This is a genomic window from Halegenticoccus soli, assembly GCF_002844195.1.
Taxonomy (GTDB): Archaea; Halobacteriota; Halobacteria; order Halobacteriales; family Haloferacaceae; genus Halegenticoccus; species Halegenticoccus soli.
Genome location: NZ_PEND01000007.1, coordinates 239627 through 264454, shown reverse-complemented (window position 1 = coordinate 264454; position 24828 = coordinate 239627). Strand labels below are relative to the sequence as shown.

Genomic DNA, 24828 nt, shown 5'->3' with positions numbered 1-24828 from the left:
CCTCCGTGTCCGAACCGGGCGGCGCGTCGGTCTCGCGCCGGCCGTCGACGCGGACCGATCGAGCGCCGCGCGTCTTCCCGCGCTCGCCCCGCGCGTCGGCTCTCCGCGCCGTCTGATCGACGTGGTAACTAACGGTCGGGAGAGTTATCCTGATTTCGCCTCAAATCGTTAACCTCGATCGGGGCGTCACCTTCGGAACCAAGGCGACGTGCGAAAGCGATTTTCCCACGCGCGGAGTACCGTGAGCATGCGTACGCTGGACGACACGGACATCCGGATACTCCGCCTCCTGACGGAGGACGCGCGGCGGCCGTACCGCGACATCGCCGAGCGCGTCGGACTCAGCTCCCCCGCGGTCTCGGACCGCGTGACCCGACTTCGGGATCTCGGGATCATCCGCCGGTTCACGCTCGATCTCGACCGGTCCGCGCTCCGCGGCGGCGTCCCCGCCCTCGTCGAACTCCGCGTGCGATCCGACGCGGCCGAGGAGGTGCGCGACGCGCTCGCCGCGGCCGACGGGGTCGAACACGTCTTCGTGGCGGCGGAGCCACGGGTGTTCTTCCAGGCCCGCCTGGCGAGGGGCGACGCCCGAACCTTCCTCGCCGAGACCCTCGGCGCGACGCTCGACGTCGTCGCCGACTACGACGTCACCGTGCTGACCGACGCGCGGTGGACGCCGCAGATCGGCGGCACCGACCTCGCGCTGACGTGCGCCGAGTGCGGGAACGAGGTGGGCGAGGACGGCGCGACCCTCCGCCTCGACGGCGACCTCTACCACCTCTGCTGTCCGTCGTGCGAGGAGCGCTTCCGCGGGCGGTACGAGCGGTTCAGCGAGGGCGCGCGGGCCGAGTGAGCGCCGCGGACGCGGCCTCGGCCTTCGATCCGAAGGAACCGCCCGTCAGATTCCTTCCGACGGAAGGCGAAACGGGGGAAGCAACGCCCGTCCACGTGTAACGTATGGACGGAAACTCGGAGGGTGACTCGACCGACCGACACGGACCGCACGGATCGAACGGGCCGCCGGAGGGGCGCAACGACGGGATCGGGCAACGGCGCGGACGCCGTGGGCACGATCGCGCCGACCGGGACTCCCACGGGCTTCCCGGCGGCCTCTCGATCGCCGCCGACGGTCTTCGGCTCGTTCCCTCGGACGTCAGCTTCGAGCCCGGCGTCGAACGCGACTGGACGTACCGGATCCGAGACGGCGCGGGGAACGTCGTCACGGACTTCGAGGAGACGCACGGCGAGTCGAGCCACCTCGTTCTCGTCCGGCGCGACCTCACCCGCTTTCGACACCTCCACCCCGAAATGGCCGACGACGGGACGTGGCGCGCGCGGCTCACGCTTCCCGATCCGGGGGTCTACCGGGCGTTCGTGGACGTTCGCGTCGGCGGTCGGTCGACGACGCTCGGCGTCGATCTGTTCGCCCCGGGGGCCGCGGAGTTCGAGCCGCGTCCAGGCTCGACGTCCGAGGCCGCCGTCGAGGGGTACGTGGTGAGCCTCCGACCCGCCGGGATCTCCGCGGGAGACGCCGTCTCGCTGGCGTTCGAACTGCGGTCCGAGGCGGGCGACGGCCCGGCCCCCCGGCTGGAGCCGTACCTCGGCGCGCACGGGCACCTCGTCGCCCTCCGCGAGGGCGACCTCGCGTACCTGCACGTCCACCCGGAAGAGACCGACCCCGAAAGCGGGATCGTCCGCTTCGAGACGGCGTTCCCGACCGCGGGTCGCTATCGACTCTTCCTCCAGGTGAAACCCGAAGGCCGACTGATAACCGTCCCGTTCGACGTGCGTATCGGCGAGAGGGCTCCGGAGAGGGCGTCGGAACCGGCTTGATCGACTACCGGGCGCGGGCCTCGTAGCCCGCGTCCTGCACGGCGGTGACGAGGTCGAGCGGGTCGGCGCGACCGTCGACGGTCGCGGTATCGGTGTCGCTGTCGGCGGTCGCGCGCTCGACGCCGTCGACGCGTTCGAGCGCCTCGACGACGGTCTCCTCGCAGCCGCTACAGCTCATGCCTTCGACGGTCAGTGTCGTGGCCATACCCCGCCTACGGGAGCCGCCGTTTTTCCGATTTCCCTTTTCGTGCGGAAGTGCGATCCGCGCGGGAGTTTCGGATCGAAAGCGCCGCCGAAAGCCCCTTGGCGCGACGCGGAAAAGACCAGGACGGACATGCGCGATCTCGACGAGAAGGACCGGCAGATCATCCGGCTGCTCCTCGAAGACGCCAGGCGACCGTACAGCGATCTGGCCGAGCACGTGAACCTCTCCGCGCCGGCCGTCTCGGATCGGGTCGACCGGCTCCGCGAACTCGGCGTGATCCGGTCGTTCACGCTCGACCTCGACCGCTCGCTGCTCGACGGCGGGATGCCGGTCCTCGTCGACCTCGACGTGCCGGTGGCGCGCGCCGGCGAGATGCGCGAGGCGCTCTCCGACCTCGACCGCGTCGAACACGTCTTTCAGACCGCCGACGCCCGGCTCCTGGTGCGGGCGGTCGCCGCCGACGGCGACGTCACGGGACTCCTGGCCGAGGCGATCGACCTCGACGAGGTCCGGAACGTCGAGGTCGACCTCCTGGTCGACGAGCGGTGGACGCCGACGGTCACCGACGTCGGCCTCGCGCTGACGTGCGCCGAGTGCGGGAACACGGTCACGAGCGAGGGGGAGTCGACCCGGATCGACGGCGATCTCTATCACTTCTGCTGTGACTCCTGTCTCTCCAACTTCGAAGAGCGGTTCGAGCGCATTCGGAGCGACGCGTAGCGGGGACCGACGCTTCGCGGCGGCTCGCCGACGGAATCGAAGGTTCGAACCCATTCTCGCTTCGGTTTCGAAGTGAAAAGCCGGATGAAGGCGGGGTCCCTATCGAGTACCAGGAGACTGCATGGAACGGGTACGAATCGAAATCCGGGGGATGAGTTGCGCGAACTGCTCGTCGACCGTCGCGGAGGCGGTAGAGCGGCTCGACGGGGTCGAGGCCGCGAACGTCAACTTCGCGACCGACGAGGCGACGGTCGAGTACGACCGCGACCGGGTGACGCTGGCGGAGATCTACGACGCGATCGAGGCGTCCGGCTACGAGCCGGTGAGCGACGCGGTTTCGGTCGGGATCGCCGACATGACCTGCGCGAACTGCGCGTCGACCGTCGAGGACGCCGTCGGCAGCCTTCCGGGCGTCCTCCGCGTCGACGCAAACTTCGCGACCGACGAGGCAACAGTCGAGTACGCCCCGACGGTCGCGGACCGCGACGCGATCTACGACGCGATCGAAGCGGCCGGATACGCGCCCGTCCGGGAGACGGAGGAGAGCGAAAGCGACGAGCGCCGCCGCCGCGACGCCGCGCGGAACGCCGAGATCCGCAGACAGCGCCGACTGACGCTGTTCGGCGCGGCGCTGTCCGTGCCGCTTTCGATCCTGATGATGGGCCACCTCGTCGGACTCCCGATCCCGGAGCGCCCGCTCGGCGTCGCCGCCGGCTGGTGGGCGCTGCTCCTCGCCACGCCGGTGCAGGCCGTGCTCGGCAAGGAGTTCTACGAGAACAGCTACTCGGCGCTCGTTCGCAACCGGACGGCGAACATGGACGTGCTCATCGCGCTCGGGTCGACGACCGCGTACGTCTACAGCGTCGCGGTCCTGCTCGGACTCGTCGCCGGCGGGCTCTACTTCGAGAGCGCCGCGCTGATCCTCACGTTCATCACGCTCGGCAACTACCTCGAAGCCCGCTCGAAGGGGCGGGCGGGCGACGCCATCCGCCAGCTGCTCGAACTCGAAGCGGACGCGGCGACGGTCGTCGACGAGACCGACGAGGGGTACGAAAACGAGCGCGAGGTCCCCCTGAAGGAGGTCGGGGTCGGCGACGTGATGAAGATCCGCCCCGGAGAGCGGATCCCGACGGACGGCGAGGTCGTCTCGGGCGACAGCGCCGTCGACGAGTCGATGCTCACCGGCGAGTCGGTGCCCGTCGAGAAGGGACTGGGCGACGAGGTCGCCGGGTCGACCGTCAACGAGAGCGGGGTGCTGTACGTCCGCGCGACGAGAGTCGGCTCCGAGACGGCGCTCCAGCAGATCGTGCGCATGGTGCGCGACGCCCAGAGCCGCCAGCCCGAGATCCAGAACCTCGCCGACCGAATCAGCGCGTACTTCGTGCCCGCGGTCGTCGCGAACGCGCTGTTCTGGGCGGCCGCCTGGTTCCTGTTCCCCGGCGCGCTCTCGTCGCTCGTCGAGGCGCTGCCGCTGTGGGGCCCCGTCGCGGGCGGTCCCGGCGCGGTCTCCGCCTTCGAGTTCGCCGTGATCGTCTTCGCCAGCGCGGTGCTCATCGCCTGCCCCTGCGCGCTCGGCCTCGCAACCCCGGCGGCCACGATGGTCGGGACGACCATCGGCGCGAACCGGGGCATCCTCTTCAAGGGCGGCGACGTGCTCGAACGCGTCCGCGACGTCGACACGGTCGTCTTCGACAAGACCGGCACCCTGACGGAGGGCGAGATGGCGCTGACGGACGTCCGGGTGGTCAGCCCGACGGCGGACGGCGCGGGGGTCGCGGAGGCCGAGGCGGACGCGGTCACCGAGGGGTTCCTCCTCGAAGTCGCCGCGAGCGCCGAGGCCGGGAGCGAGCACCCCATCGCCGAGGCCGTCGTCGCGGGCGCTCGCGAGCGGGGCGCCGACGTGCGCGACCCCGACGCGTTCCAGAACGTCGCGGGCAGGGGCGTCCGCGCGCGGACCCGCCACGGGACCGCGATCGTCGGCAAGCCGTCGCTCCTCGACGAGCACGGCGTCGATCCTTCGCCCGCCGCGGACGCGATGGAGGCGTTCGAGCGCGAGGGGAAGACGGCCGTCCTCGTCGCGCTCGACGACGCCCTGCTCGGCGTCCTCGCGGTCGCCGACGAGGTGAAACCGACCGCGGCCGACGCCGTCGCGGCGCTCCTCGACAGGGACCTCGACGTGATGCTCATCACCGGCGACAACGAGCGGACCGCGACCGCGGTCGCGCAGCGGGTCGGCGTCGAGGCGGGGAACGTCAGGGCCGGCGTCCTTCCCGAGGACAAGGCCGGCGCGATCGAGTCGATCCAGTCCGACGGCCGGCGCGCGATGATGGTCGGCGACGGCGTCAACGACGCCCCCGCGCTCGCCGCGGCCTTCGTCGGCACCGCGCTCGGCAGCGGCACGGACGTCGCCATCGAGGCGGCGGACGTCACGCTCATGCGGGACGATCCGGCGGACGTGGTTCGCGCGATCAACGTCTCCGCGGGGACGCTCGCGAAGATCAAGCAGAACCTCTTCTGGGCGCTCGCGTACAACACGGCGATGATCCCGCTGGCCTCCCTGGGTCTGCTCCAGCCGGTGTTCGCGGCGGCGGCGATGGCGTTCTCCAGCGTGTCGGTCCTGACGAACAGCCTCCTGTTCAGGCGGTACGATCCGGACGAGCGGTACCGACCGCTCGGCTTCCTCCGCTGAGGATCGCGCGCCGACGCGCCCTCTCTCCCGTCGTCCCCTCGGACGCCCGTCACGGCCGCGCGAACGCGTCGCTGCGCCGCACAACCGCTCCGCCGCGCGCCCGAGCGGGGGTGATCCGGATCGCCACAACTCTTATATCCAATCTCGGCGTGTGTGAAGCCATATGGCGAAAGGTACGGTTGCCTTCTTCAACGACACCGGCGGTTACGGATTCATCGAGACAGAGGACTCCGAGGAGGACGTGTTCTTCCACATGGAGGACGTCGGCGGCCCGGACCTCGAAGAGGGTCAGGAGGTCGAGTTCGACATCGAACAGGCCGACAAGGGCCCGCGCGCGAAGAACCTCCAGCGACTCTGACGGCGGCGTCGATCCCGGCGAATCCGCTTTCTCCAGTAGCGTCGGCGACGGTTCGTCCGTTCGCGGCTCGGTCGCTCACGGTTCGCTATCGGACAGCGGCGACTGTCTGACCGACAGAGCCAATACTAACAGAGTCATGTGTTAGTCCGCCGCACACTATGCGCGGTCTGTCATCCTAGCAACGTCCCGGAGGCCATCCCGCCTCCGCCGTTCACGCGCGAACCTCGAGCGCCGGCCGACCGCGGCGGGTTTGCGGCTCGCGCCGGGTCGCGCGGCGCTCAGACTCCGAGGCGCGGTCGTCCCGCTCCGAGCAGCGACGCCGACCCGCCAGCACGCCTTTGCAGCCGCCGGATCACTAGCCGAACGCATGACGCACACGGCAACCGTCGCTTCGATCCGTCAGATCACGCCGGACGTCAAGCAGTTCCGCCTCGTCGTCCCCGACCACGAGTTCGACTTCGAACCGGGCCAGCACACGCAGATCCACGTTCGAAACGACGGCGAGGAGGTGGTCCGCCCGTACACGGCGACGAACCTCCCCGGGACGAACCAGCTCACCCTCGCGATCAAGCGCTACCCCGACGGAACGGCGTCGACGTACATGCACGAGCGCGAGCGGGGCGACGAGATCGAGATCGAGGAGCTCGACGGCAACCTCTCCCTCCGCGACGCCGACGCCGACGTCGCGTTCGTCTCGACGGGGACGGGCATCACGCCGATGATGGCGATGCTGAAACGGTACGTCGAGGAGGGGACGGGCGAGGCGCACTTCTTCTTCGGCGAGAAGGACAGGGAACACCTCATCTACCGGGAGACGCTCGACCAGTTCGAGGCGGGCCACGAGGACGTTCACGTCCACTTCTCGCTGTCGCGGGAGGACTGGGACGGGCTGACCGGCCACGTGCAGGAGCACCTCCCCGACGCGCTGGAAACGCTCGACGACACGCACTTCTACGTCTGCGGCGTCCCGGAGATGGTCGTCGAGACGAAGGAGCTGCTGTCCGACGAGGGCGTCCCGGACGACCGGGTGTTCTCCGAGGGCTGGGAGGACGACGAGGTCGTCGAGGAGTCCTGATCGGCCCGGCCGAACGGCCGACTGGACGGGTCCGAAGGCCGCCGCTGGTTTCCCACCCTCGGAGCCCGGCTCACTCGCCGAACCGGGCCTCCTCGCGCCTGCGGAGTTCGACCCGGCGGATCTTCCCGCTCGACGTCTTCGGGAGCTCGTCGACGAACTCGATCCGGCGCGGGTACTTGTACGGGGCCGTCTCCTCCTTCATGAACTCCTGGATCTCGGTCGCGAGGTCGTCGCTCCCCTCGCGGCCCTCGGCGAGGATGACGTACGCCTTGACCACGTCGCCGCGCTCCTCGTGGGGGCTCGCGACCGCGGCGGCCTCCGCGACCGCCGGGTGCGACACGAGCGCGTCCTCGACCTCGAACGGGCCGATCCGGTAGCCCGCCGAGATGATGATGTCGTCGGCGCGCCCCTCGAAGAAGAAGTAGCCGTCCTCGTCCCGGCTGGCGAGGTCGCCGGTCCGGTAGTACTCGCCGGAGAACGTCGCCTCGTCCAGCTCCGGCTTCTCGTAGTACCCGTCGAAGATGCCCGGGCAGTCGACCGGCACCGCGATCTCGCCGATCTCGCCCGCGTCGACCTCCTCGTCGTCCTCGTCTACGACGGTCGTCCCCATGCCGGGGGCCGGCTTGCCCATGCTCCCCGGCTTCACGTCGATGCCGGGGTAGTTCGTGATGAGCGCGACCGTCTCGGTCTGCCCGTAGCCGTCCCGCGGCGTGACCCCGAACGCCTCCTCCATCATCTCGATCGGCTCGCGGTTCAGCGGCTCGCCCGCCGACAGCGCCGCCTTCAGGTCCAGGTCGTACGCCGAGAGGTCGACCTGCGCGAACATCCGGTACTGCGTCGGCACGGCGCACAGGCGGGTGACGCCTTCGTCCTCCATGATCCCGAGGAACGTCGCGGGATCGAACTCCCCGTCGTAGAGCAGCTGCGTCGCGCCGGTCGTGAGTCCGACGCCCACGGGGCTCCAGAACCACTTCGCCCAGCCGGTGCCGGTGGTCGCCCACAGCAGTTCGTCGTCGAGGTCGTCGTCCGCCTCGACGCCCCACCAGTACGGTCCGTTCACGAGTTCGAAACAGCGCATCCAGCGGTGCTTGTGGAGCACCGGCTTGGGCTGGCCGGTCGTCCCGGAGGTGTAGTTGATCGACATCGCGTCCTCGGCGGAGAGGGCGGGGCCGTCGTGCTCGCCGTCCCGCCCGTCGAGCAGGTCCTCGAAGCGCTCCCAGCCCTCGGCGCTTCCGCCCAGGCAGATCAGCGTCGAGAGTGGCGAGTCGTCGAGGATCGGTTCGACCATCCCCGTCAGGTCGGCGTGCGCGACGATCGCGGTCGCCCCGCAGTCGTTCGCGCGGAACCGCAGGTCCTTCGGCTTCAGCATCGACGAGCAGGGGACTAAGAGCGCGCCGCGCTTGAGCGCGCCGAGCTGGACCGCGAACGCGTCGGGGTGCCGCGGGAACAGGTGCATCACCCGGTCGCCCTTTCCGACGCCGAGCGATTCGAGCGCGTTCGCGAAACGGTTCATGTCGCGCCGGAGGTCGGCGTACGTACGCTCCTCGCGGCCGCCCTCGGCGCTCAGAAAGCGCAGGGCGACCCGGTCGCCGAACGCGTCGGCGTGCGCTTCGATCGTCGCGGGGAGGTTGTACCCCTCCGGGATGTCCCACTCGAACGACGCGGCAGCGTCCTCGTATGTGAGTGCCATGCAGAGGGAATCGAGAAGATCCCGGTTAATCATTTGGGTCACGGAACGCGAAAAAGGGCGGACGGTGACGGGTCAGCGTACCGATCCGACGAGGAGGCGGGACGTTCGGCGGAGGCGCGAGGGGAATCGTCCGCGGGCGAGCGGATCGGTTCGCCGACGGGCGCGGCGCTGTCGCGGCGCGTGCCTTTTTGTGGCTTCCCGTCGATCCGCGCCCATGGAGTACACCACCCTGGGCGGCACGGGACTCGAAGTCTCGCGGATCTGCCTCGGCTGCATGAGCTTCGGATCGAGCGACTGGCGCGAGTGGGTGCTCGACGAGGAGGAGGGGCTCGAACTCGTCGAGCGCGCGCTCGACCTCGGGATCAACTTCTTCGACACGGCGAACATGTACTCGCGGGGCGAGTCCGAGCGCGTGCTCGGGAAGGCGCTGCAGGGCCGCCGCGACGGGGCGGTCGTCGCGACGAAGTGTTACTTCCAGATGGACGACGGGGATCCGAACTCCGGAGGGCTCTCGCGGAAGGCGATCGAGCAGGAACTCGACAACAGCCTCGACCGCCTGGGGATGGACACCGTCGACCTGCTTCAGATTCACCGCTACGACTACGACACGCCCGTCGAGACGACGATGCGGGCGCTCGACGACGCGGTTCGACGGGGGAAGGCGCGGTACGTCGGCGCGAGTTCGATGTGGGCCCACCAGTTCGCGGACATGCTGCACGCGAGCGACCGGCTCGGACTGGAGCGCTTCGCGACGATGCAGAACCACTACAACCTCGTCTACCGCGAGGAGGAGCGGGAGATGCTGCCGCTCTGCGAGGGGGAGAACGTCGGCGTCGTTCCCTGGAGTCCGCTCGCCCGGGGGTACCTGACCCGGCCGCACGAGGAGATCGACGCGACGACGCGCGGTTCGACGGAGGAGCACCTGTACCGCCACCCCTACCGCGAGGGCGGCGGCACGGAGATCAACGAGCGCGTGGCGGAACTGGCCGACGAAAAGGGCGTGAAGATGGCGCAGATCGCCCTCGCGTGGCTCCTGCACAAGGAGTGGGTGGACGCCCCGATCGTCGGGACGACGAGCGTCGAGCACCTGGAGGACGCGGTCGAGGCGCTCGACGTCGATCTCTCTTCGAGCGACGTGGAGTACCTGGAGGAGCCGTACGAACCCGTTCAGGTGTCGGGGCACGAGTAGCCCCCGACGCGGTTGGAGAGCTCTGACTCGATCGGGGGCGCGGCCGGTTCGCCGGACCGTCGGCCCGCTCGTTCATAACGAATTATTGGTACTGTCTCCGCGCGGATAGTGTTGCCTTCGCGAACAATTCCGCTTGCCGGTCCCGAAAACGTCAGCGTAACTAAACGGATCTCGGCGGTCTGGGCGGCTGGTAAACGGGTCGTTTACCAGTGAACGCGGTTGAAAAGGTCTATTACCGGGACCAAGTATCAGGTAACGAGGCGTTGTATGAACCAGTGGTTGCTACGCTCCGCGAGAGCGACGCAGCGGTGTATCGCAGATCCGATGTATCCGTGGCTCGCCGCCGCCGAAGGGAGCAGGATACTCTTCAAGGCGGCGACGGGCGCGGGGTACGGCTGCAAGTTCGACTGCGATCGGCCGCGGACGGCGAGCCGCGATCTCCCCTGGGAGACCGACGGGCGGTACGGCGGGTGGGGCGGGTCCGATCCCCGCTCCGGTCGCGCCGAGTCGCCGACCGCTCGGACGCCGGTCGTGTTCGTCCACGGGAACGGGCGTGACGCCTGCGACTGGCGCGGGTACCACAGGTTCCTCCGCGACGGCGGGTACGGGGACGACGAGCTCTGGGCGATCACGTTCCGCCGGCCCACGTCGACGCACGAGGAGATGGCCGACCAGCTGGACGAGTTCGTCTCCCGCGTCCTGACGCACACGGGGCGCGACCGCGTCTCCGTCGTGGCGCACAGCCTGGGGGTGACGGGGGCGCGTCACTGGATGGAGGCGCGCGACCGGTACGACGCGGTCGAGGCGTTCGTCGGGCTCGCCGGGGCGAACCACGGCCTCGTCTCGTGGTGGGGCGACCTCTCCGGGCGGTTCGAGTACGCGCGGCCGCTCGGGTTCCTCGACGCGGACCGGCTCGGCGAGGACGGCCATGGGCTGACGGAGCTCAACCGGGGCGAGGAGACGCCGGGCGACGTGTCCTACTACACGATCAGGGGGCGCTACGACCCGTTCTTCTCGACGAACCCGAACAGTCCCCGCCTCGACGGGGCCGTCGAGAACCGGACCGTCCGGCGCGGGCACGAGGGGGTTCGAACCGCGAGGCGGTCGAAGCGCCTCGTCTACAAGTGGCTCTCCGGCGCGAACTGAGCGACCCGCTCGGAGTCGGGTCCGCCGGAGCCGACCGGCTCGGCCGCTCGATCAGGCCCCCGAGAGCCCTCCCTCCGCGTTGTCGGGGTCGGGCGCAATCCGCCTGACCGCCCGGAGCGCCAGCGCGGCGATCGCTACTTCCAGGAGGCCGACGACGACGAACGCCGGCAGGTAGCCGTGGGCGTCGGCGACCGTGCCGCCGACGAGAAAGCCCGTCAGGAAGCCGAGGCTGCCGAAGACGTTGAACCCGCCCATCGCCGCCCCCCGCTCCCCGGGGTCGGCGAGGTCGGTGACGAGCGCCATCGTCGCCGGGGCCACGAGCGCCCCGAAGACGCCGACGAGCACCATCAGTCCGGCGGCGAGTTCGAGCGCCGGCGCGGCCCCGACGGCGACGATCGACGCGCCGTACAGCGCGGAGCCGGCGACGACCGGGAGGAACCGACCGATCCGATCGGAGAGGACACCCATCGGGTACTGCAGCAGGGCGAACGGGAAGAAAAAGAGCGCCAGCACCGACCCCGCGGCCGCCGCGTCGAGGCCGAAGGCGTCGCGGAAGTAGTACACCCCGACGAGCGCGAAGAAGCCGGCGGTGAGGCGATCGATGAAGCCGAACGCGTACGGGACCGAGAGCGCCGGGCGGTCGGCGAGCCGCGAGAGCACGGCGCCGACGCCGACGCGGCGGCCGTCCGGCGCGCGGTCCTCGACGGTCGCCGCGGCGGCCGCGACGAGACACAGCAGCGCGGCCGCGGCGTACAGCGGCGCGAGCGGGTCGACCGCCGTCAGCCGGCCGCCCGCGATCGCGCCGAGGGCGGCCCCGAGCCCGATGGCGATGCCCGCCGCGCCCATGTTCCGGCCGTGGCCGCCGGCGAGGTCCATGAGCATCGTGACGGCGAGCGAGAACGCGCCGATGGTGAGCGCCCCGCCGACCGCGCGGAGCGCCAGCACCGCGCCGAACGACAGCCCGAACGAGGGCGCGGCGGCGATGGAGAGGTAGCCGGCGGCCCCGCCGACCGCGCCGACGACGATCAGGGGCACTCGCCGGCCGACGGCGTCGCTCAGCGCGCCCCACAGGCCGGCGCAGACGACGAACGCGGCGAACTCGGCGACGAGGAACCACATCCCCGACGCGATGTCGGGCGGCGCGCCGAGCGCGGCGACGAGGTCCGCGACTCCCGGGTACAGGAGCACCTGCGAGACGAGCACCGCCCAGACGGCGAAGGCGAGCGTCGCCCGGTCGCGGCGAACTGAACCGCTCATACCGACCCTTGGGACCCGGGGATCAAATCCGTGTCCGTCCGCGTCGACGCCCCGAGGGGCGACGGGCGGCGAAAACCGCGTCGCCCGTCCGCCCGCGTCGAGACGGGATCACTCGCCGGCGAGGAGCCGGTCGACGAGGCGGGTGAAGCGGTCCGAGAACCGCTCGGGGAGCGTCGGCGAGGCGGCTCGGAGGAGCCGCGCCGTCTCCTCGGGCCGCGTGAGGGTGAGCGTGACGCGGTTCCGCTCGTCGTAGTGCTTCTCGACGATCGACTGCTCGACGAGGTGGTCGAGGTGCCACTCCAGCGTGCTCCGGGCGACGCCGATCTCCTCCGCCACGTCCGCGGGCGCGGCCGTCTCGCGTTCGAGCAGCCGGGCGATGATGTCGCGCGCCGTCTCCCGGTGGACGAGCGCGAGCGCCCCTCGCTCCCACTCGTCGAACGTCGGCGGGAAGTAGTGGGTCCGGCCGTACAGCTCCTCGACGATCACGGTGTCGTCGCCGAGGAGCTGGCGGAGGTGGTACTGGACCTGCCCGGGGGCGAGGTCGAGCGCCCGCGTGAGCTCGTTGAAGTGGACGCCGGGGTTGTCCTCGACGTGGGAGGCGATCCGGTTGCGCGTCGCGCTCATCGGTCGCCCACCCCCGCGGCGCGCTCGACGCCGCGCGCGTAGTACACCGCCGCGAGGACGAGCCCGGCCATCACGAAGTCGAGCCCGTGCTCGACGAAGTGGTGCGCCTCGAACGGCATGATCCCGCCGATCGTCAGCACGGCGACCGCGCTCCGCGCGAGCAGCGTGGCGAGGGCGAGCGCGACGAGCAGGTACGAGCGCGACCGCCGCCGGAGGTACGCGGTCGCGCCGAGCGCCACGAGCAGCACCGAGCCGACGCCGGCGAGCGCGACGGCGGCGACGAGGCTCGGGTCGACGGTCGTGACGACGTGCGCCGGGGCGTACGGCGCGATCAGGCCGTTATGCATCGGCACCTCCGTCGGCCGCTCCGCGGCGTCCGCTGTGTCTCCGAGTCGTCTCCGCGACGGCCACGACGGCCGCGCCGGGCGTTCCGCCGCCGGTCCTGCGCGTTCGAACCCACCGTCCGGTCATTGGTTGGTGTTACGCCTCTCCGGTCAAAGAACGATTGGTGCGAGCGTCGAACGCCGGGGACGAAATCGAATCGGTTCGATCGAGGCGCGCGCGTCCCTCGACCGGTCGAAACTCACGCCCCCCTCGACCGACCGAAGCCCGCGCTACAGCTTCGACCTGATGGCCGCCCGCACGTTCTGGTAGTACTCGTCGATCGTGTTCGCCAGTTCGACCTGCTCGCCGTCGACGAACACGGCCGGCGTGCCGCTCGCCCCCTGCTCCCGGGCGAGCGTTCGATCGGTTTCCAGCACCGGCTGGTACGTCCCGTTCTCGGCCGCCGAGCGGACCTTCGCTCCGTCCGCGCCGACGTCCGAGGCAAGGTTCGCCAGGAGATCCATCGAGTACCGGCTCTGGTTCTCGAACAGCGTCACGGCGTACTCGAAGAACGCGTCCTCGCCGACGGTCTCCTGGACCGCGCGGGCGGCGTTCGGGGCGGCCCACGACCACTGTTTGTCCACCGGCAGCGGGAAGTCGCGGTGCTCGTACAGGACGTCGCCCGGCTCGACGAACTCCGATTCGAGCTTCGGGACGGCCTCCAGCTCGAACGTCGCGCAGTGCGGGCAGGAGAAGTCCTTGAACACCTGCACGGTAACGGGCGCGTCGTCGCTGCCCTTCGTGGGCGTCGGCAGCTTCTGTACCCGGTTCTGTTGCTCGTCCCCGCCGGTTCCGGGACCGCCGCCGTCGGTGTCGGTTCCGGCCCCGCTCAGACAGCCCGCGAGGCCGAGCGTCGCGGCGCCGCCGGCCGCAACGAGATACTTCCGTCGGGTCGTACCCATGTGCGATCGGTGGGGGCGACCGTATTTAGTCCCCTCGGAGGGACCCGGACCCCTCTCGACGGACGCGAGATCGATCGCCGCTCGGGCGAATGCCGGGGCCGCACGGGGGGACCTCGGCGTTCGACGGGAGAGCTATGCGTCTCGGAGCCGTCCCGATACGCATGCCGACAGTGACGTACCGGGGAGAGGAGATCGAGTGCGAGGAGGGGGCGGTGCTCCGCGACGCGCTGCTCGGAGCGGGCGAATCGCCGCACAACGGCCGGTCGAAGCGCCTGAACTGCGGCGGGCACGCGACCTGCGGGACCTGCGCCGTCGAAGTCGACGGCCCGGTGAGCGAGATGGGCTCGCGGGAGCGACGGCGGCTGTCGCTCCCGCCGCACTCGCTCGACTCGGGGCTTCGGCTGTCGTGCCAGACGCGCGTGCTCGGCGACGTGACGGTGACGAAACACGGCGGGTTCTGGGGACAGCGCGTGGAGTAGCACCGTCGGGCCGATCCGACGGTCGGACGACTCGACGGTCGGACGACTCGACGATCCGCCGGTTCGGGCGATCGGCCCCGCGACGGTCGATCAGCCCGACGATCGGCCCTACAGCGACCGTCGCGCGCGCCACGCGAGCAGGTCGTCGCGGTCCCGGGTGTCCGACGGGAGTTCCGAGAACCACCTCGCGTCCGAGATCTCGCCGTCGGGGTCGTCGACCGTCAGGTCGACCGACTCCGCGCGGGCGGCGAACACGGGGAGGACGCCCCAGGTGCGGTAGTCGTCGCACTCGATGTCGACGCGGTTCGCCATCGCCAGCCCCTCGTACTCCGCGGCGATGCCGGCCTCCTCGCGGAGCTCCCGCTCTGCGGCCTGGCGGAAGGTCTCCTCCTCTCTGACGCCGCCGCCGGGGAGCACCCACTTGCGAACCCCCTCGTGGCGGACGAGCAGGAGCTCGCCCGACGGGCGGTAGACGATGGTGTGCGCGCCGTACGGCGCGCCGGTGGCCTTCACTCGGCCGGCCAGCGTCCGGAAGCGGCGGCGCGAGACCCGCCGCGTCCGGGGGCGTTCCATGAAGCCCTCGTAGCGCCGTCGGAGCGCGTGATACGCCTGTTCGGCGCACTGGCTGGCCTCGTCGGCGAGGAACCAGAGGTCATCGAGGTTCGTCATGGCGGGATCGATCGGGCGGTCGGGGTCGGTTCGAACGCGAAACGGCGGCCATACGAGTCGTTCGGACGCCCGGGAAAATAAGCCTTCGACAGCCGGGACCGTCGCTGTCAGGTGATCGGGGCGGTCGGACCGGAGCGCGCGGATGCGCTCGTCGGGGTCGTCGCGCTGTCGTCGTGGAGTCGAAACGCGGTCGACTCCGCGCTTCGCTCCGCCGTCGTTTCCGCTTCGCGCCGGTTCTCCCGGTCCACTCCGCCTCTGTCGCGCTCCGGCGCGCCGCCCGCGGAATCACCGGTCTTTTATCCGACGCGGGGGAACGGGGTACCATGAGCTTCGAAAAAGACGACAAGGTCGTCCTTCACGACAAACACAGCGAGTTCGACGGGGAGGTCGGGACGATCACGCAGGTCATGGAGACGATGTTCGGCGAGGCGACGTACACGGTCAGCTTCGACGACGGCCAGGAGACGGGCATCCCGGCTGATCAGCTCCAGGCCGCGGACGAGGCCGACGAGACCGGCGAGGAATAGCCTTTTTCGCCCCCCTCGCGTAGGCCGTTTCATGTCGAACGTCCCGTTTCACTACGTCGACCTGCGGACCTTCTGCTACGCGACCGAGGACGAAAAGCGCGTCGAGCGGGCGCTCAGAACGTTCCTCCCCGAGGAGTTCGAGATCGAGCGCGACGAGACCACCGGCTACCACGGCGACCGGATCGTCGTCCTCTCCGCGCGCGTCGAGAACGCTGACGAGATCCGCCGCGTGCTCGACCGGCTGAGCGAGCTTCCGGACATCGACCGCCTCGTCGACGAACTCGACGACCGCGTCGACGACGACTGCGCCTTCTTCGTCCGGCTCGACAAACAGGCGGCGTTCAAGGGCGATGCGAAGCGCGGCGACGGCCTCCTGCTCCGGGCGAAAGTCGAGGCCTACCCGGCGAAGCGCGAGGCCGCGATCGAGAACGCCCGCGAGGCGTTCGAACGACTCGCGCCCTGATCGGTCGCACGGCGACCGGATCGGCCGCGCGGCGTCGCGACCGGGAGTCGCCGGCCGACCCGACGGGAGCCGCGCCCGCCGCCCGACGGTCGGACTACTTCCACTTGATCGAGCACCCGCGCGACGGGAGGTCGTCGTGTTCGACGGGGTCGCCCGCGAGCACGGCCTCGATGCAGTCGCGGATGTAGTAGCGCGTCGGTTCGTCGTTCGGATTCGGCGCGTCGTCGAGCCGACCGTGGTACGCGAGGACGAACGAGCCGTCCTCCCGCGCGAACAGGAACGGGTCGGGCGTGCAGACCGCCCCGTACGCCCGGGCGACCTCCTGCGTCTCGTCTCGGAGGTACGCGTCGTAGCGGACGCGCCCGCCCTCGACCCGCTTGCGCATCTCCTCGAAGGAGTCCTCGGGGTACGCCGCCGCGTCGTTCGGGTTGATACCGACGACCGCCACCTCGTCGTACTCGGCCGCGACGTCGTTCAGCAGGTCGACCTTCGCCTGGGCGTACGGGCAGTGGTTGCACGTGAAGACGACGAGCAGCGCCTCGGCGTCCTCGAACGACTCCGGCGAGTACGTCTCGCCGTCCGCACCGGGTAGTTCGAACGGCGGGGCCGGATCCCCTCTGCCGAGGTCCGAACCGGATTCCGTCAGCGTCATGCGCCTTCCTTCCCCCGAGACCGACAAAACGGTTGGGGAAAATTCGGGGTGTCGATCCGCTCTACCGACAGATTTCTGTGCATCTTTCTAGAGAGCTCTCTAGACATATATTTGAAACTGATCCCCGGGCGTATTCGCGCGTAGCCGTCCCGAAAACGCTCCATGGGCTCGCGAGGCGAGGTGACCGTCTTTCCGGTTGGGCAGCGGTTCGGGGGCGATCAGCGGTACGGCGGGCGGCCGGCGATCACTCCACCGAGACGAGGTAGACCGCGAGGACGGCGAAGAGGATTCCGAGCGCCTTCCGAGCGGTGAGCGACTCGTGCAGGAACGCGATCCCGATGATCGAACTGATCGCGAGAAACATGCCGAATATCGGGGCGACGACGCTCACGGGTCCGAGTGCGAGCGCCCGATAGTACGCGAGGATGCCGATCGCCAGGCAGATCCCCGCGGCGTAGACGTACGGCGCTTTCGGGTGGGCGACGTAGCCGGCGACGCTCTGGTCGGTGTAGGCGATGACGCCGAGCGTGGCGATGACGAGGATCGAGTTCGCCAGGAGCGCCGCGACGTCGCTCGGTACTTTCACCTGGCCGGTGGTGGCGATGCTCATGAGCGGCGCGACGAGCGAGTACGCCCCCAGCGCGAGGAGCGCCCACGGCAGGTAGTTCATACGCTATCCGCGTCGGCGGGCGTGTATAGGGTTTCGAAACCGACCGAACCTCGTCCCGCCGACTCGTCGCTCGTCGGAAGGGGGGGCCGCGGCTCGCGGAGGCCGCGGTGACCCCCTCCCCCGGCCGGGATGTCGACGCCGCAAAAACGAAACCGGAACCGGAACCGACGGCCGTCGGCTTACGCTTCCGCGATGACGACCGTGTTGCCCGACACTTCCTTGATCCGGTTCATGTTCATCGGGTACGCGTCGTCGTCGGGCTTGCCGAGCCGGAGCTCCGCCTTCAGCCGGTCGGTCAGGCTCGGGTGGGGGTCGATGTAGAACGTGTCGTCCTCCACGTTGGCGATGATGCCGACCTCTCGACCCTCCTCGTCGACGACGTTCTTCCCCTGGTCGGACTCGGAGAGCGTCACCGCTGCGCCGGTCGCTCCGGCCGCCTCTTCGCCGGTCGTCGCGTCGGCGGTCGTTTCCTCCTCGGGAATCGCCTCCTCGGTCGTCATCTCCTCGGTGGTCGTCTCGTCGGCGGTCATCTCCGTCCCCGACTCCGACGGCATGGGCTCCGTCGCCTCCTCTGTCGTCTCGGTCATCCCTTCGGTCTCCTCCACCGCGCCCATCTCCTCGGTAGTCGAGGTCTCGCCGCGGTATTCGGTCTCCTCGACCGTCTCCTCGGAGATCTCCGTCTCGGACATCGTCTCCTCCGTCGAGCGCGTTTCCGTGATCTCCGTGGCGGTCGACTCGGCGACGACCTCGTCCGACTCCACCGCCTCCTCGACGAGGTCGGCTTCGTCGAAGTCGTCCTCGACGATCTCGCTTTCGACGAGTTCGCTCGAGAGGACCTCGCTTTCGAGCAGTTCCCGCTCGGTGAGCGCGTACTCCAGGCGCGTCTGTTCGCGGAGCTCCTCCTCGTAGAGCTTGCGCTGGACGATCTGGCTGTGGAGTACGTTGCCCTCGACGAACTCGGTTTCGATGACCTCGGTGTCGATGTCCCCGACGGAGGTGTCGGAGCCGAGAATGTCGCTCTCGAGGATCGTCTGCTGGACGCCCTCGATGTCGATCCGGGCTTCGACCGATTCGCTCTCCACGGTGTCGGTCTCTTCGAGTTCCGTGTCGACGATCCGGCTCTCGACGATCAGCCGCTCGATCGCCTGCCGCGTGGTGCGCCACGTCTCTTCGACGAGCAGCTCGACGAGCTCCTCGTCGAGGATGTCGACCTCGACGATCTCCCGGTCGACGAGTTCGCGCTCTACGACGTCGTCCCACACCTGCTCTCTGTCGACGACCTGGCTCTCGATCGTGTCCGTCTCGACGATCTCCCGCTCTATGACCATCGTCTCGCTGACTTCGGTCCGGACGACTTCCCCCTCGGCGAGCGCTTCCTCGACCGATTCGGTCTCGACGGCCGCCCGCTGTGTCGCCTCGTCGCGCGGGGCGAACTCGTAGTAGTCGTCGATCCGCCCGCCGGGCTCGTAGTCCCGGTAGACGAACACCATGTCGCCAGACTGGAACTCGTCGAAGAACTCGTCCCACGTCCGCTCCTCGTGGGATTCTTCCATCTCCTCTTCGGTGACGAACCGGTACTCGTCCGTCTCGGACGCGTACACGGGGACGGCGTTCTGTTCTTCGGCCCAGTTCTGAATCGCCTCGCGGTCCGTCGTGAGCCTCCGTTGGGAGGTCCCGGTATCTTCCTCTGACATCTTCATTCCCCGGTTCGATTGTGGGCTCCGATCGACTTAGGGAGATGGGCCACGTATCAACGGATCGTTCGATTTATAACCGCGTAAAGGGGCGTTGAGACGGGTAAATTTGGCCTACTCGAAATGACGGTCCGTATTATGGATCAAATCACCGGTAGTTTCGACGGACGAACGGTCACCCGGCGGAAACGGGCGGAACGTCCAGCCGGACTTTGGGGAAACATTTATATAGTTCAGAGCCCTTACCTTTGGTAAGGGACAGCCGCCGGTTTTTCTCCACGCCCGTCCGCTGTTGCCCGCCAGCAGGAGACAGTATCATGATTACCGCGAACGTCAACCAACGAGAACAGCCCCCGGCTCCCCCGCCGGAATCCGAATCCCCGAGGGAACCGGAGGTCGAACAGGAGCGCGAACGCGAACGCCGCCGGGAAGACGAAGCGTGCCCGGAGTGCGGCGGACGACCCGCCGTCGACGAGGAGCGCGGCGAGACCGCCTGCGTCGACTGCGGCCTCGTCCTCTCCGAGGACGCCATCGATCGCGGGCCGGAGTGGCGCGCGTTCGACGGCGAAGAGCGGGGCGCGAAGTCCCGCGTCGGCGCGCCGAGCACGCTGATGCTCCACGACAAGGGCCTGTCGACCGGCATCGGCTGGCAGGACAGGGACGCCTACGGCAAGGCGCTCACCTCGCGGCAGCGCCGCCGCATCAACCGGATGCGGACCTGGGACGAACGCTTCCGCACGCGAAACCACAAGGAGCGCAACCTGAAGCAGGCGCTCGGCGAGATCGACCGCATGGCCTCCGCGCTCGGCCTCCCCGACAACGTCCGCGAGACCGCCTCGGTGATCTACCGCCGCGCGCTCAACGACGGCCTCCTGCCGGGGCGCTCGATCGAGGGCGTCGCCACCGCGTCGCTGTACGCGGCGGCTCGGACCGCCGGGACGCCGCGCAGCATCGACGAGGTCGTCGCGGTCAGCCGGATCGACGACCTGGAGTTCAGGCGGACGTACCGGTACGTCGTCCGCGAACTCGGGCTCGAAGTGCTGCCCGCCGACCCCGAGAGCTACGTCGCGCGGTTCGCGAGTGAACTCGGCCTCTCGGACGAGGTCGAGCGGCGCGCGCACGAACTGCTCGCCGCCGGCAGGGATCGGGAGGTCCACGTCGGCAAGAACCCCGTCGGCCTCGCGGCCGCGGCGATCTACGCGGCCGGCCTCCTGACGAACGAGAAGGCGACCCAGAGCGAGGTCGCCGACGTCGCCGACGTGAGCGAGGTCACCATCCGCAACCGGTACAAGGAGCTCCTCGACGCCGCCGAGGCGGAGCAGTCGGCGTTCTGAGCGGGTTCCGAGCGGAAACGCGCCGTCGGTGAGGTGGCGCGGGCGCGGACCGCGTTCCGGCCGCGTTCCGGTTCACCTTCCGTAGCGAGTCGCACCCACAACCCGTCGTTCGCGACGGATTCTTCCCTCCGGATTTCATACACCGCCATGCGATTTATTGCAGCGGAGCAAACCCTTTTACCCGTCACGGAATGGGGAACCGTATGGACGCGAAACGGGAACTGCTCGACCTGCTGCTTTCGAACGCCCGCGAGAGCGCGACCGACCTCGCGCGGCAGACCGGACTGGACGAGGCGGAGGTCGAGGCGCTGATCGAGGAACTGGAGTCCGACGGCGTGGTCCGCGGGTACAAGGCGGTGGTCGACTGGGACCGCGTGGACGAAGAGCACGTCCAGGCCGAGGTGGAACTCAACGTGGAACTCGACCGCGAGACCGGGTACGAGGAGATCGCCCGTCGGATCACGAAGTTCCCGCAGGTGTCCTCGCTCAGGCTCGTGAGCGGCAACTACGACTTCGCCGTCGACGTGGAGGGCAAGTCGATGCACGACGTGTCGAACTTCGTCTCCGAGCAGATCGCCCCCATCCCGGAGGTCACCCAGACGGTGACGCACTTCGTCATGGAGACCTACAAGGAGCGGGGCATCGAGTTCGGCGATCGAGACGGCGACGACCGCCTGTCCGTCTCGCCATGAAGCTCTCCGACCGAGTCGAGCGAGTGCCGCCGTCGGGCATCCGCCGGTTCTTCGAACTCGCGGAGGAGAAAGAGGAGGTCATCTCCCTCGGCGTGGGCGAGCCCGATTTCAGCGCGCCGTGGGCCGCGCGGACCGCCGCCATCGACTCGCTGGAGCGGGGGCGGACGTCCTACACCGCCAACCGCGGGCGGCGCGACCTCCGCGAGTCGATCGCGGCGCACGTCCGCCGGTACGACCTCGAGTACGACCCCGACGAGGAGATCATCGTGACGACCGGGGCGAGCGAGGCGGTCGACGTGGCGATGCGGGCGTTCGTCGACCCGGGCGACCGCGTCGCCGTCCCCCAGCCGTCATACATCTCCTACGTGCCGGGCGTGATCTTCGCGGGCGGCGATCCGCTCGCGGTGCCGACGCGGGCGGAGAACGACTTCGCGCTCACCTACGACGATCTGCGGGCGGCCGGGGCCGAAGCGGCCGACGCGCTCGTGCTGTGTTACCCCAACAATCCGACCGGGGCGACGATGTCCCGGAGCGAGCTGTCGGAGGTCGCCGAGTTCGTCCGCGAGCACGACCTGACCGTCCTCTCCGACGAGATCTACGCGGCGCTCACCTACGGCGGCGAGCACGCGTCGATCGCGACGCTCCCGGGGATGCGCGAGCGGACGGTCGTGTTCAACGGCTTCTCGAAGGCGTTCGCGATGACCGGCCTGCGGCTGGGCTACGCGCTCGGCCCCGCCGAGGCGATCAGCGCGATGAACCGGATCCACCAGTACGCGATGCTCTCGGCGCCGACGACGGCGCAGTTCGCCGCGCTCGAAGCCCTGCGGAGCTGCGAGGACGAGGTCAGGGAGATGCGGCGGCAGTACGACCGCCGCCGCCGGTTCGTCCTCTCGCGCTTCGCCGAGATGGGGTTGGAGTGCTTCGAGGCGAAGGGGGCGTTCTACGCGTTTCCGGAGTGCGGCGGCGACGACGAGCGGTTCGCCGAGGAACTGCTCCGCGAGCAGAACGTCGCGGCCGTTCCGGGCAGCGTCTTCGGAGCCGGCGGCGAAGGCCACCTCCGGATCTCGTACGCGACCGGGATGAACGACCTGAAGGAGGCGATGAACCGCATCGAGGCGTTCGTCCGCGGCTGACGGCAGGGATAAACTGATCTCCGCTATACCAACTTTTCTCGGTCGACGGATCCGGCTCGGAGAGCGTACGTCGGCACCCCCGAAACCGGGAGTCTCGGCCGCAGAGCCGCCGTAGAGACGCGTCGTCGACGGGGTCGGGATCGGTCGCCCGAAGTGTAGACGAGTTGTACTTTCCCCCAACAGTTAACGGTTCTCGGCGATGTACGGCACGTCGTGTCGGGGCGCAGGAGCACTGACTCGCCGGTCGCGGTCTCGACCAGCGGGCGGACGATCGACGTCGTGGACACTATCGAACGCCGACAGTTCGGCCTGCGAACGTCGCCGGAGGCGTCGCCGACTCGGGTCGACCGCGACCGCGTCGGGTTCCCGGTGGACGTCGCCGTCGAACTGACGGTCGACCGGATCACCCTTCCGACCGTCGTGGGGGTGTACGTGCGGGACCGGACGGGCGATCTGGTCGTCCACGTCGAGCACTACGCCGACGAGGAACTGCCCGCCGGCAGGTACGTCCTGGAGATCGACGGTCCGATCAAGCTCTACCTCCGAGTCGCGGGACCGCTCGGCGTCGCGGCGAACGGATCCGAGACGACGATCGCTCTCGAATCGGAGACGGACGTGATCCTGGGCGCCCGGTCGCGCCACCGATCCCCGGCGGCGACCGTCTCGACGACGGCGGAGCCGACGGACGTGATGGCGGCGGTGTCGTCGTTCGGATCGGCGCTGAAAACGACGACCGTCGAGCGGTCGTACCCGACGCTACGCGGACACCCTCCCGCGGTCGTTCTCGGCGACGACCTCGACGTTCCGCCGTCGCTCGTCCCGCCGGAGACCGGCGTCCGGATCGAACTTCCCGCCGAACACCGCTACGTGTTCGCGGCCGCGCCGCTCGCGTTCTACTTGGGCGCGACCGTCGTCGAGGCCGACGAGCCCCGGCTCGTCACGGACGCCGGGTTCAGCTACCCGCTCGGAACCGGCCGGCGGTTCGAGGAGGCGGTCGAACGGACCCTGAAGCAGGTGTTCTTCCTCGACTGTCTCACCCGCACCGAGGGGCGCTTCCCGGTCGACCTGGCCGAGCGCGAGCGGTTCGAGCGTCGGACGTCGCACGAGTTGGACTTCGCCGCGCTGTACGAACGGCCGCTCGCGTCGCAGGTAGAGGCGTACCTCGACGTACCCTACTCGACCGTCGAGCCGCTCCTGCCGCGGTGGAAGCTGACCGCGGAGCTCCAGCGCGACCCGGCGAACGTCGAACTGCTGCCGTTCTTCGTGGACGACCTCGCCGTCGTCCGGACGACGGAGCCGAACCGCGTTTCGGCGACCGACGCCGCGACCGAGCACGTCCGCGGGCTCTTCACGCGGAGCGCGGGCGAGGCGGTGCCCGCGGCCGAGCGCGTCTCGCTTTCGCAGACCGCCTCGATGGAGCACGTCTGGGCCGGCGATGGCATCCCGCTCCGGGCCAGCAAGGCCCTGTCGGCGGCGTACGAGAACCGGCTCCGCCGCGAGCCGTCGGTCGACGGGATCGACATCACGGTCGTCTGCAACGACCCGGCGATGAATGCCGAGCGGACCCTCCTCGAAGGCGTGTACGGGTCGCGCGATCGGCTGGCCGTCGAGACGACCGTCAGACAGGAGCTCTCGACGGACGAACTGGCGCGCCTGCTCGCCTCCCGGACGGACTTTCTCCACTACGTCGGTCACATCGACGCGGACGGCTTCGAGTGCCCGGACGGTCGCCTCGACGCCGCGTCGCTCGACAGCGTCGGCGTCGACGCGTTCCTGTTGAACGCCTGCACGTCCTACGAGCAGGGGGCGGCGCTCATCGAGGCCGGCAGCGTCGGCGGAATCGTGACGCTGGACGTGATCGCCGACGAGGACGCGCTCCGCGCCGGCTACCTGCTCGGATCGCTTCTGAACCGCGGTTTCCCCCTCCGCGCGGCGCTCGAAGTCGTCCGCCGCGACAGCCTGGTCGCGGCCCAGTATCTCGTCCTCGGCGACGGCGGCGTGACCGTCGCGCAGGCCGAAAGCGGCACGCCGTTCCTCGGTCGCCTCGAAGAGCGCGCGGACGACTACGAACTCGACCTGGAGTCTTACGTCGTCAACCAGCGGGGCATGGGGAGTCTCGTCCGGCCCGCCATCGAGGGCGTCGAGTCGTACTTTCTGAACTCCGGCACCGTCGGCCCGTTTCGACTGTCGGCGGGCGCGCTCTGTGACTTTCTCGGCCTGGAGACCGTTCCCCTCTGGTATCGCGACGAACTGCGGTGGAGCGACGAGCTCCGGGACGACCTCCGACTCACGGACCGCCGTACGTGACCATCGCGGCCGCCGCGGCGTTGCCCGCCTGAAGGAGGAGCGCCGCCGCCGCGACCGTCGCCCCCACCAGTCGGGGGTGCGCCCTGAGGTGCCCGGTGACTGTGTCTCTCATGGTGATTCGGTTCCCCCTATCGGG

At 69.5% G+C, this 24828-nt stretch carries 26 protein-coding genes; 15 read left to right on the top strand and 11 right to left on the bottom strand.

The annotated features are described in order from the left end of the window. The first annotated feature begins 247 nt into the window (after positions 1-247). Together CNO20_RS19240 and CNO20_RS19235 are read left to right on the top strand one after the other, a co-directional pair. On the top strand, positions 248-853 hold the full coding sequence (locus tag CNO20_RS19240; protein ID WP_101297823.1) for an AsnC family transcriptional regulator: 606 nt from the start codon (positions 248-250) through the stop codon (positions 851-853). Positions 854-957: 104 nt separating this feature from the next. Then, a complete protein-coding gene (locus CNO20_RS19235; RefSeq protein WP_101297822.1) occupies positions 958-1833 on the top strand; it encodes a hypothetical protein in 876 nt (291 codons plus the stop codon). A gap of 4 nt (positions 1834-1837) precedes the next feature. Here the strand turns inward: CNO20_RS19235 and CNO20_RS19230 are convergent, their stop codons facing one another. After that, positions 1838-2038, bottom strand: a complete 201-nt coding sequence (locus CNO20_RS19230) for a heavy-metal-associated domain-containing protein (RefSeq protein ID WP_101297821.1) — start codon at positions 2036-2038, stop codon at positions 1838-1840. A gap of 129 nt (positions 2039-2167) precedes the next feature. Here CNO20_RS19230 and CNO20_RS19225 point away from each other — a divergent pair, with 129 nt between their 5' ends. The 4 genes from CNO20_RS19225 (at position 2168) to CNO20_RS19210 (ending at position 6880) form a co-directional block, all read left to right on the top strand. Continuing rightward, on the top strand, positions 2168-2758 hold the full coding sequence (locus tag CNO20_RS19225) for an AsnC family transcriptional regulator (RefSeq protein ID WP_101297869.1): 591 nt from the start codon (positions 2168-2170) through the stop codon (positions 2756-2758). Positions 2759-2879: 121 nt separating this feature from the next. After that, positions 2880-5447 carry a heavy metal translocating P-type ATPase gene (locus tag CNO20_RS19220; protein WP_101297820.1) on the top strand — a complete coding sequence of 856 codons (2568 nt, stop codon included), beginning with the start codon at positions 2880-2882 and terminating at the stop codon, positions 5445-5447. Positions 5448-5610: 163 nt separating this feature from the next. Beyond that, the gene (locus tag CNO20_RS19215; RefSeq protein WP_101297819.1) at positions 5611-5805 is read left to right on the top strand and encodes a cold-shock protein; all 195 of its coding nucleotides are present in this window, start codon (positions 5611-5613) and stop codon (positions 5803-5805) included. Between the two features lie 367 nt (positions 5806-6172). Continuing rightward, complete coding sequence (locus CNO20_RS19210; RefSeq protein ID WP_101297818.1) at positions 6173-6880, top strand: ferredoxin--NADP reductase; 708 nt, start codon at positions 6173-6175, stop codon at positions 6878-6880. Between the two features lie 70 nt (positions 6881-6950). Here the strand turns inward: CNO20_RS19210 and CNO20_RS19205 are convergent, their stop codons facing one another. Beyond that, entirely contained in the window at positions 6951-8570 is a 1620-nt protein-coding gene (locus CNO20_RS19205; protein WP_101297817.1) for an acetate--CoA ligase, read from the bottom strand. A gap of 214 nt (positions 8571-8784) precedes the next feature. Here CNO20_RS19205 and CNO20_RS19200 point away from each other — a divergent pair, with 214 nt between their 5' ends. Beyond that, a complete protein-coding gene (locus tag CNO20_RS19200) occupies positions 8785-9759 on the top strand; it encodes an aldo/keto reductase (protein WP_101297816.1) in 975 nt (324 codons plus the stop codon). 267 nt (positions 9760-10026) lie between these two features. Next, positions 10027-10905: an esterase/lipase family protein gene (locus CNO20_RS19195; protein ID WP_101297815.1), complete on the top strand. Its 879-nt coding sequence runs from the start codon at positions 10027-10029 to the stop codon at positions 10903-10905. A gap of 51 nt (positions 10906-10956) precedes the next feature. Here CNO20_RS19195 and CNO20_RS19190 read toward each other — a convergent pair whose 3' ends face one another. From CNO20_RS19190 to CNO20_RS19175, 4 genes are all read right to left on the bottom strand, one after another. Further along, on the bottom strand, positions 10957-12162 hold the full coding sequence (locus tag CNO20_RS19190; protein WP_101297814.1) for an MFS transporter: 1206 nt from the start codon (positions 12160-12162) through the stop codon (positions 10957-10959). Positions 12163-12270: 108 nt separating this feature from the next. Further along, a complete protein-coding gene (locus tag CNO20_RS19185; protein WP_101297813.1) occupies positions 12271-12786 on the bottom strand; it encodes a winged helix-turn-helix transcriptional regulator in 516 nt (171 codons plus the stop codon). Next, positions 12783-13133, bottom strand: a complete 351-nt coding sequence (locus CNO20_RS19180; RefSeq protein WP_101297812.1) for a DUF7471 family protein — start codon at positions 13131-13133, stop codon at positions 12783-12785. The genes CNO20_RS19185 and CNO20_RS19180 overlap by 4 nt, the downstream gene beginning before the upstream one ends. Positions 13134-13400: 267 nt before the next feature. Beyond that, a complete protein-coding gene (locus tag CNO20_RS19175) occupies positions 13401-14072 on the bottom strand; it encodes a DsbA family protein (RefSeq protein WP_101297811.1) in 672 nt (223 codons plus the stop codon). Between the two features lie 161 nt (positions 14073-14233). Between CNO20_RS19175 and CNO20_RS19170 the strand changes: the two genes are divergently transcribed. Further along, complete coding sequence (locus tag CNO20_RS19170; protein ID WP_101297868.1) at positions 14234-14551, top strand: 2Fe-2S iron-sulfur cluster-binding protein; 318 nt, start codon at positions 14234-14236, stop codon at positions 14549-14551. A gap of 108 nt (positions 14552-14659) precedes the next feature. On the opposite strand, the gene CNO20_RS19165 is transcribed toward CNO20_RS19170, so the two are convergent. Then, a complete protein-coding gene (locus CNO20_RS19165) occupies positions 14660-15220 on the bottom strand; it encodes an NUDIX hydrolase (RefSeq protein ID WP_101297810.1) in 561 nt (186 codons plus the stop codon). A 323-nt stretch (positions 15221-15543) separates the two neighbouring features. On the opposite strand from CNO20_RS19165, the gene CNO20_RS19160 reads away from it, so the two are divergent. Then, complete coding sequence (locus CNO20_RS19160; RefSeq protein ID WP_101297809.1) at positions 15544-15747, top strand: DUF1918 domain-containing protein; 204 nt, start codon at positions 15544-15546, stop codon at positions 15745-15747. Between the two features lie 31 nt (positions 15748-15778). Further along, entirely contained in the window at positions 15779-16210 is a 432-nt protein-coding gene (locus CNO20_RS19155) for an RNA-binding protein (RefSeq protein WP_101297808.1), read from the top strand. Between the two features lie 94 nt (positions 16211-16304). On the opposite strand, the gene CNO20_RS19150 is transcribed toward CNO20_RS19155, so the two are convergent. The 3 genes from CNO20_RS19150 to CNO20_RS19140 form a co-directional block, all read right to left on the bottom strand. After that, positions 16305-16862 carry a thioredoxin family protein gene (locus CNO20_RS19150; RefSeq protein ID WP_101297807.1) on the bottom strand — a complete coding sequence of 186 codons (558 nt, stop codon included), beginning with the start codon at positions 16860-16862 and terminating at the stop codon, positions 16305-16307. Positions 16863-17106: 244 nt separating this feature from the next. Further along, positions 17107-17532, bottom strand: coding sequence for an EamA family transporter (locus CNO20_RS19145; RefSeq protein WP_101297806.1), 426 nt, complete (start codon positions 17530-17532; stop codon positions 17107-17109). 179 nt (positions 17533-17711) lie between these two features. Beyond that, a complete protein-coding gene (locus tag CNO20_RS19140; protein WP_143423291.1) occupies positions 17712-19226 on the bottom strand; it encodes a hypothetical protein in 1515 nt (504 codons plus the stop codon). A gap of 317 nt (positions 19227-19543) precedes the next feature. Between CNO20_RS19140 and CNO20_RS19135 the strand changes: the two genes are divergently transcribed. The 4 genes from CNO20_RS19135 (at position 19544) to CNO20_RS19120 (ending at position 24692) form a co-directional block, all read left to right on the top strand. Then, positions 19544-20560, top strand: coding sequence for a transcription initiation factor IIB (locus tag CNO20_RS19135; RefSeq protein ID WP_101297804.1), 1017 nt, complete (start codon positions 19544-19546; stop codon positions 20558-20560). A gap of 203 nt (positions 20561-20763) precedes the next feature. Next, complete coding sequence (locus tag CNO20_RS19130) at positions 20764-21252, top strand: Lrp/AsnC family transcriptional regulator (protein WP_101297803.1); 489 nt, start codon at positions 20764-20766, stop codon at positions 21250-21252. Further along, a complete protein-coding gene (locus CNO20_RS19125) occupies positions 21249-22385 on the top strand; it encodes a pyridoxal phosphate-dependent aminotransferase (RefSeq protein ID WP_101297802.1) in 1137 nt (378 codons plus the stop codon). The genes CNO20_RS19130 and CNO20_RS19125 overlap by 4 nt, the downstream gene beginning before the upstream one ends. 213 nt (positions 22386-22598) lie before the next feature. Next, positions 22599-24692, top strand: a complete 2094-nt coding sequence (locus CNO20_RS19120) for a hypothetical protein (protein ID WP_233204253.1) — start codon at positions 22599-22601, stop codon at positions 24690-24692. On the opposite strand, the gene CNO20_RS24175 is transcribed toward CNO20_RS19120, so the two are convergent. After that, on the bottom strand, positions 24673-24804 hold the full coding sequence (locus tag CNO20_RS24175) for a DUF7503 family protein (RefSeq protein WP_269844162.1): 132 nt from the start codon (positions 24802-24804) through the stop codon (positions 24673-24675). The two genes, CNO20_RS19120 and CNO20_RS24175, sit on opposite strands and share 20 nt — an antisense overlap. Positions 24805-24828 lie beyond the last annotated feature (24 nt).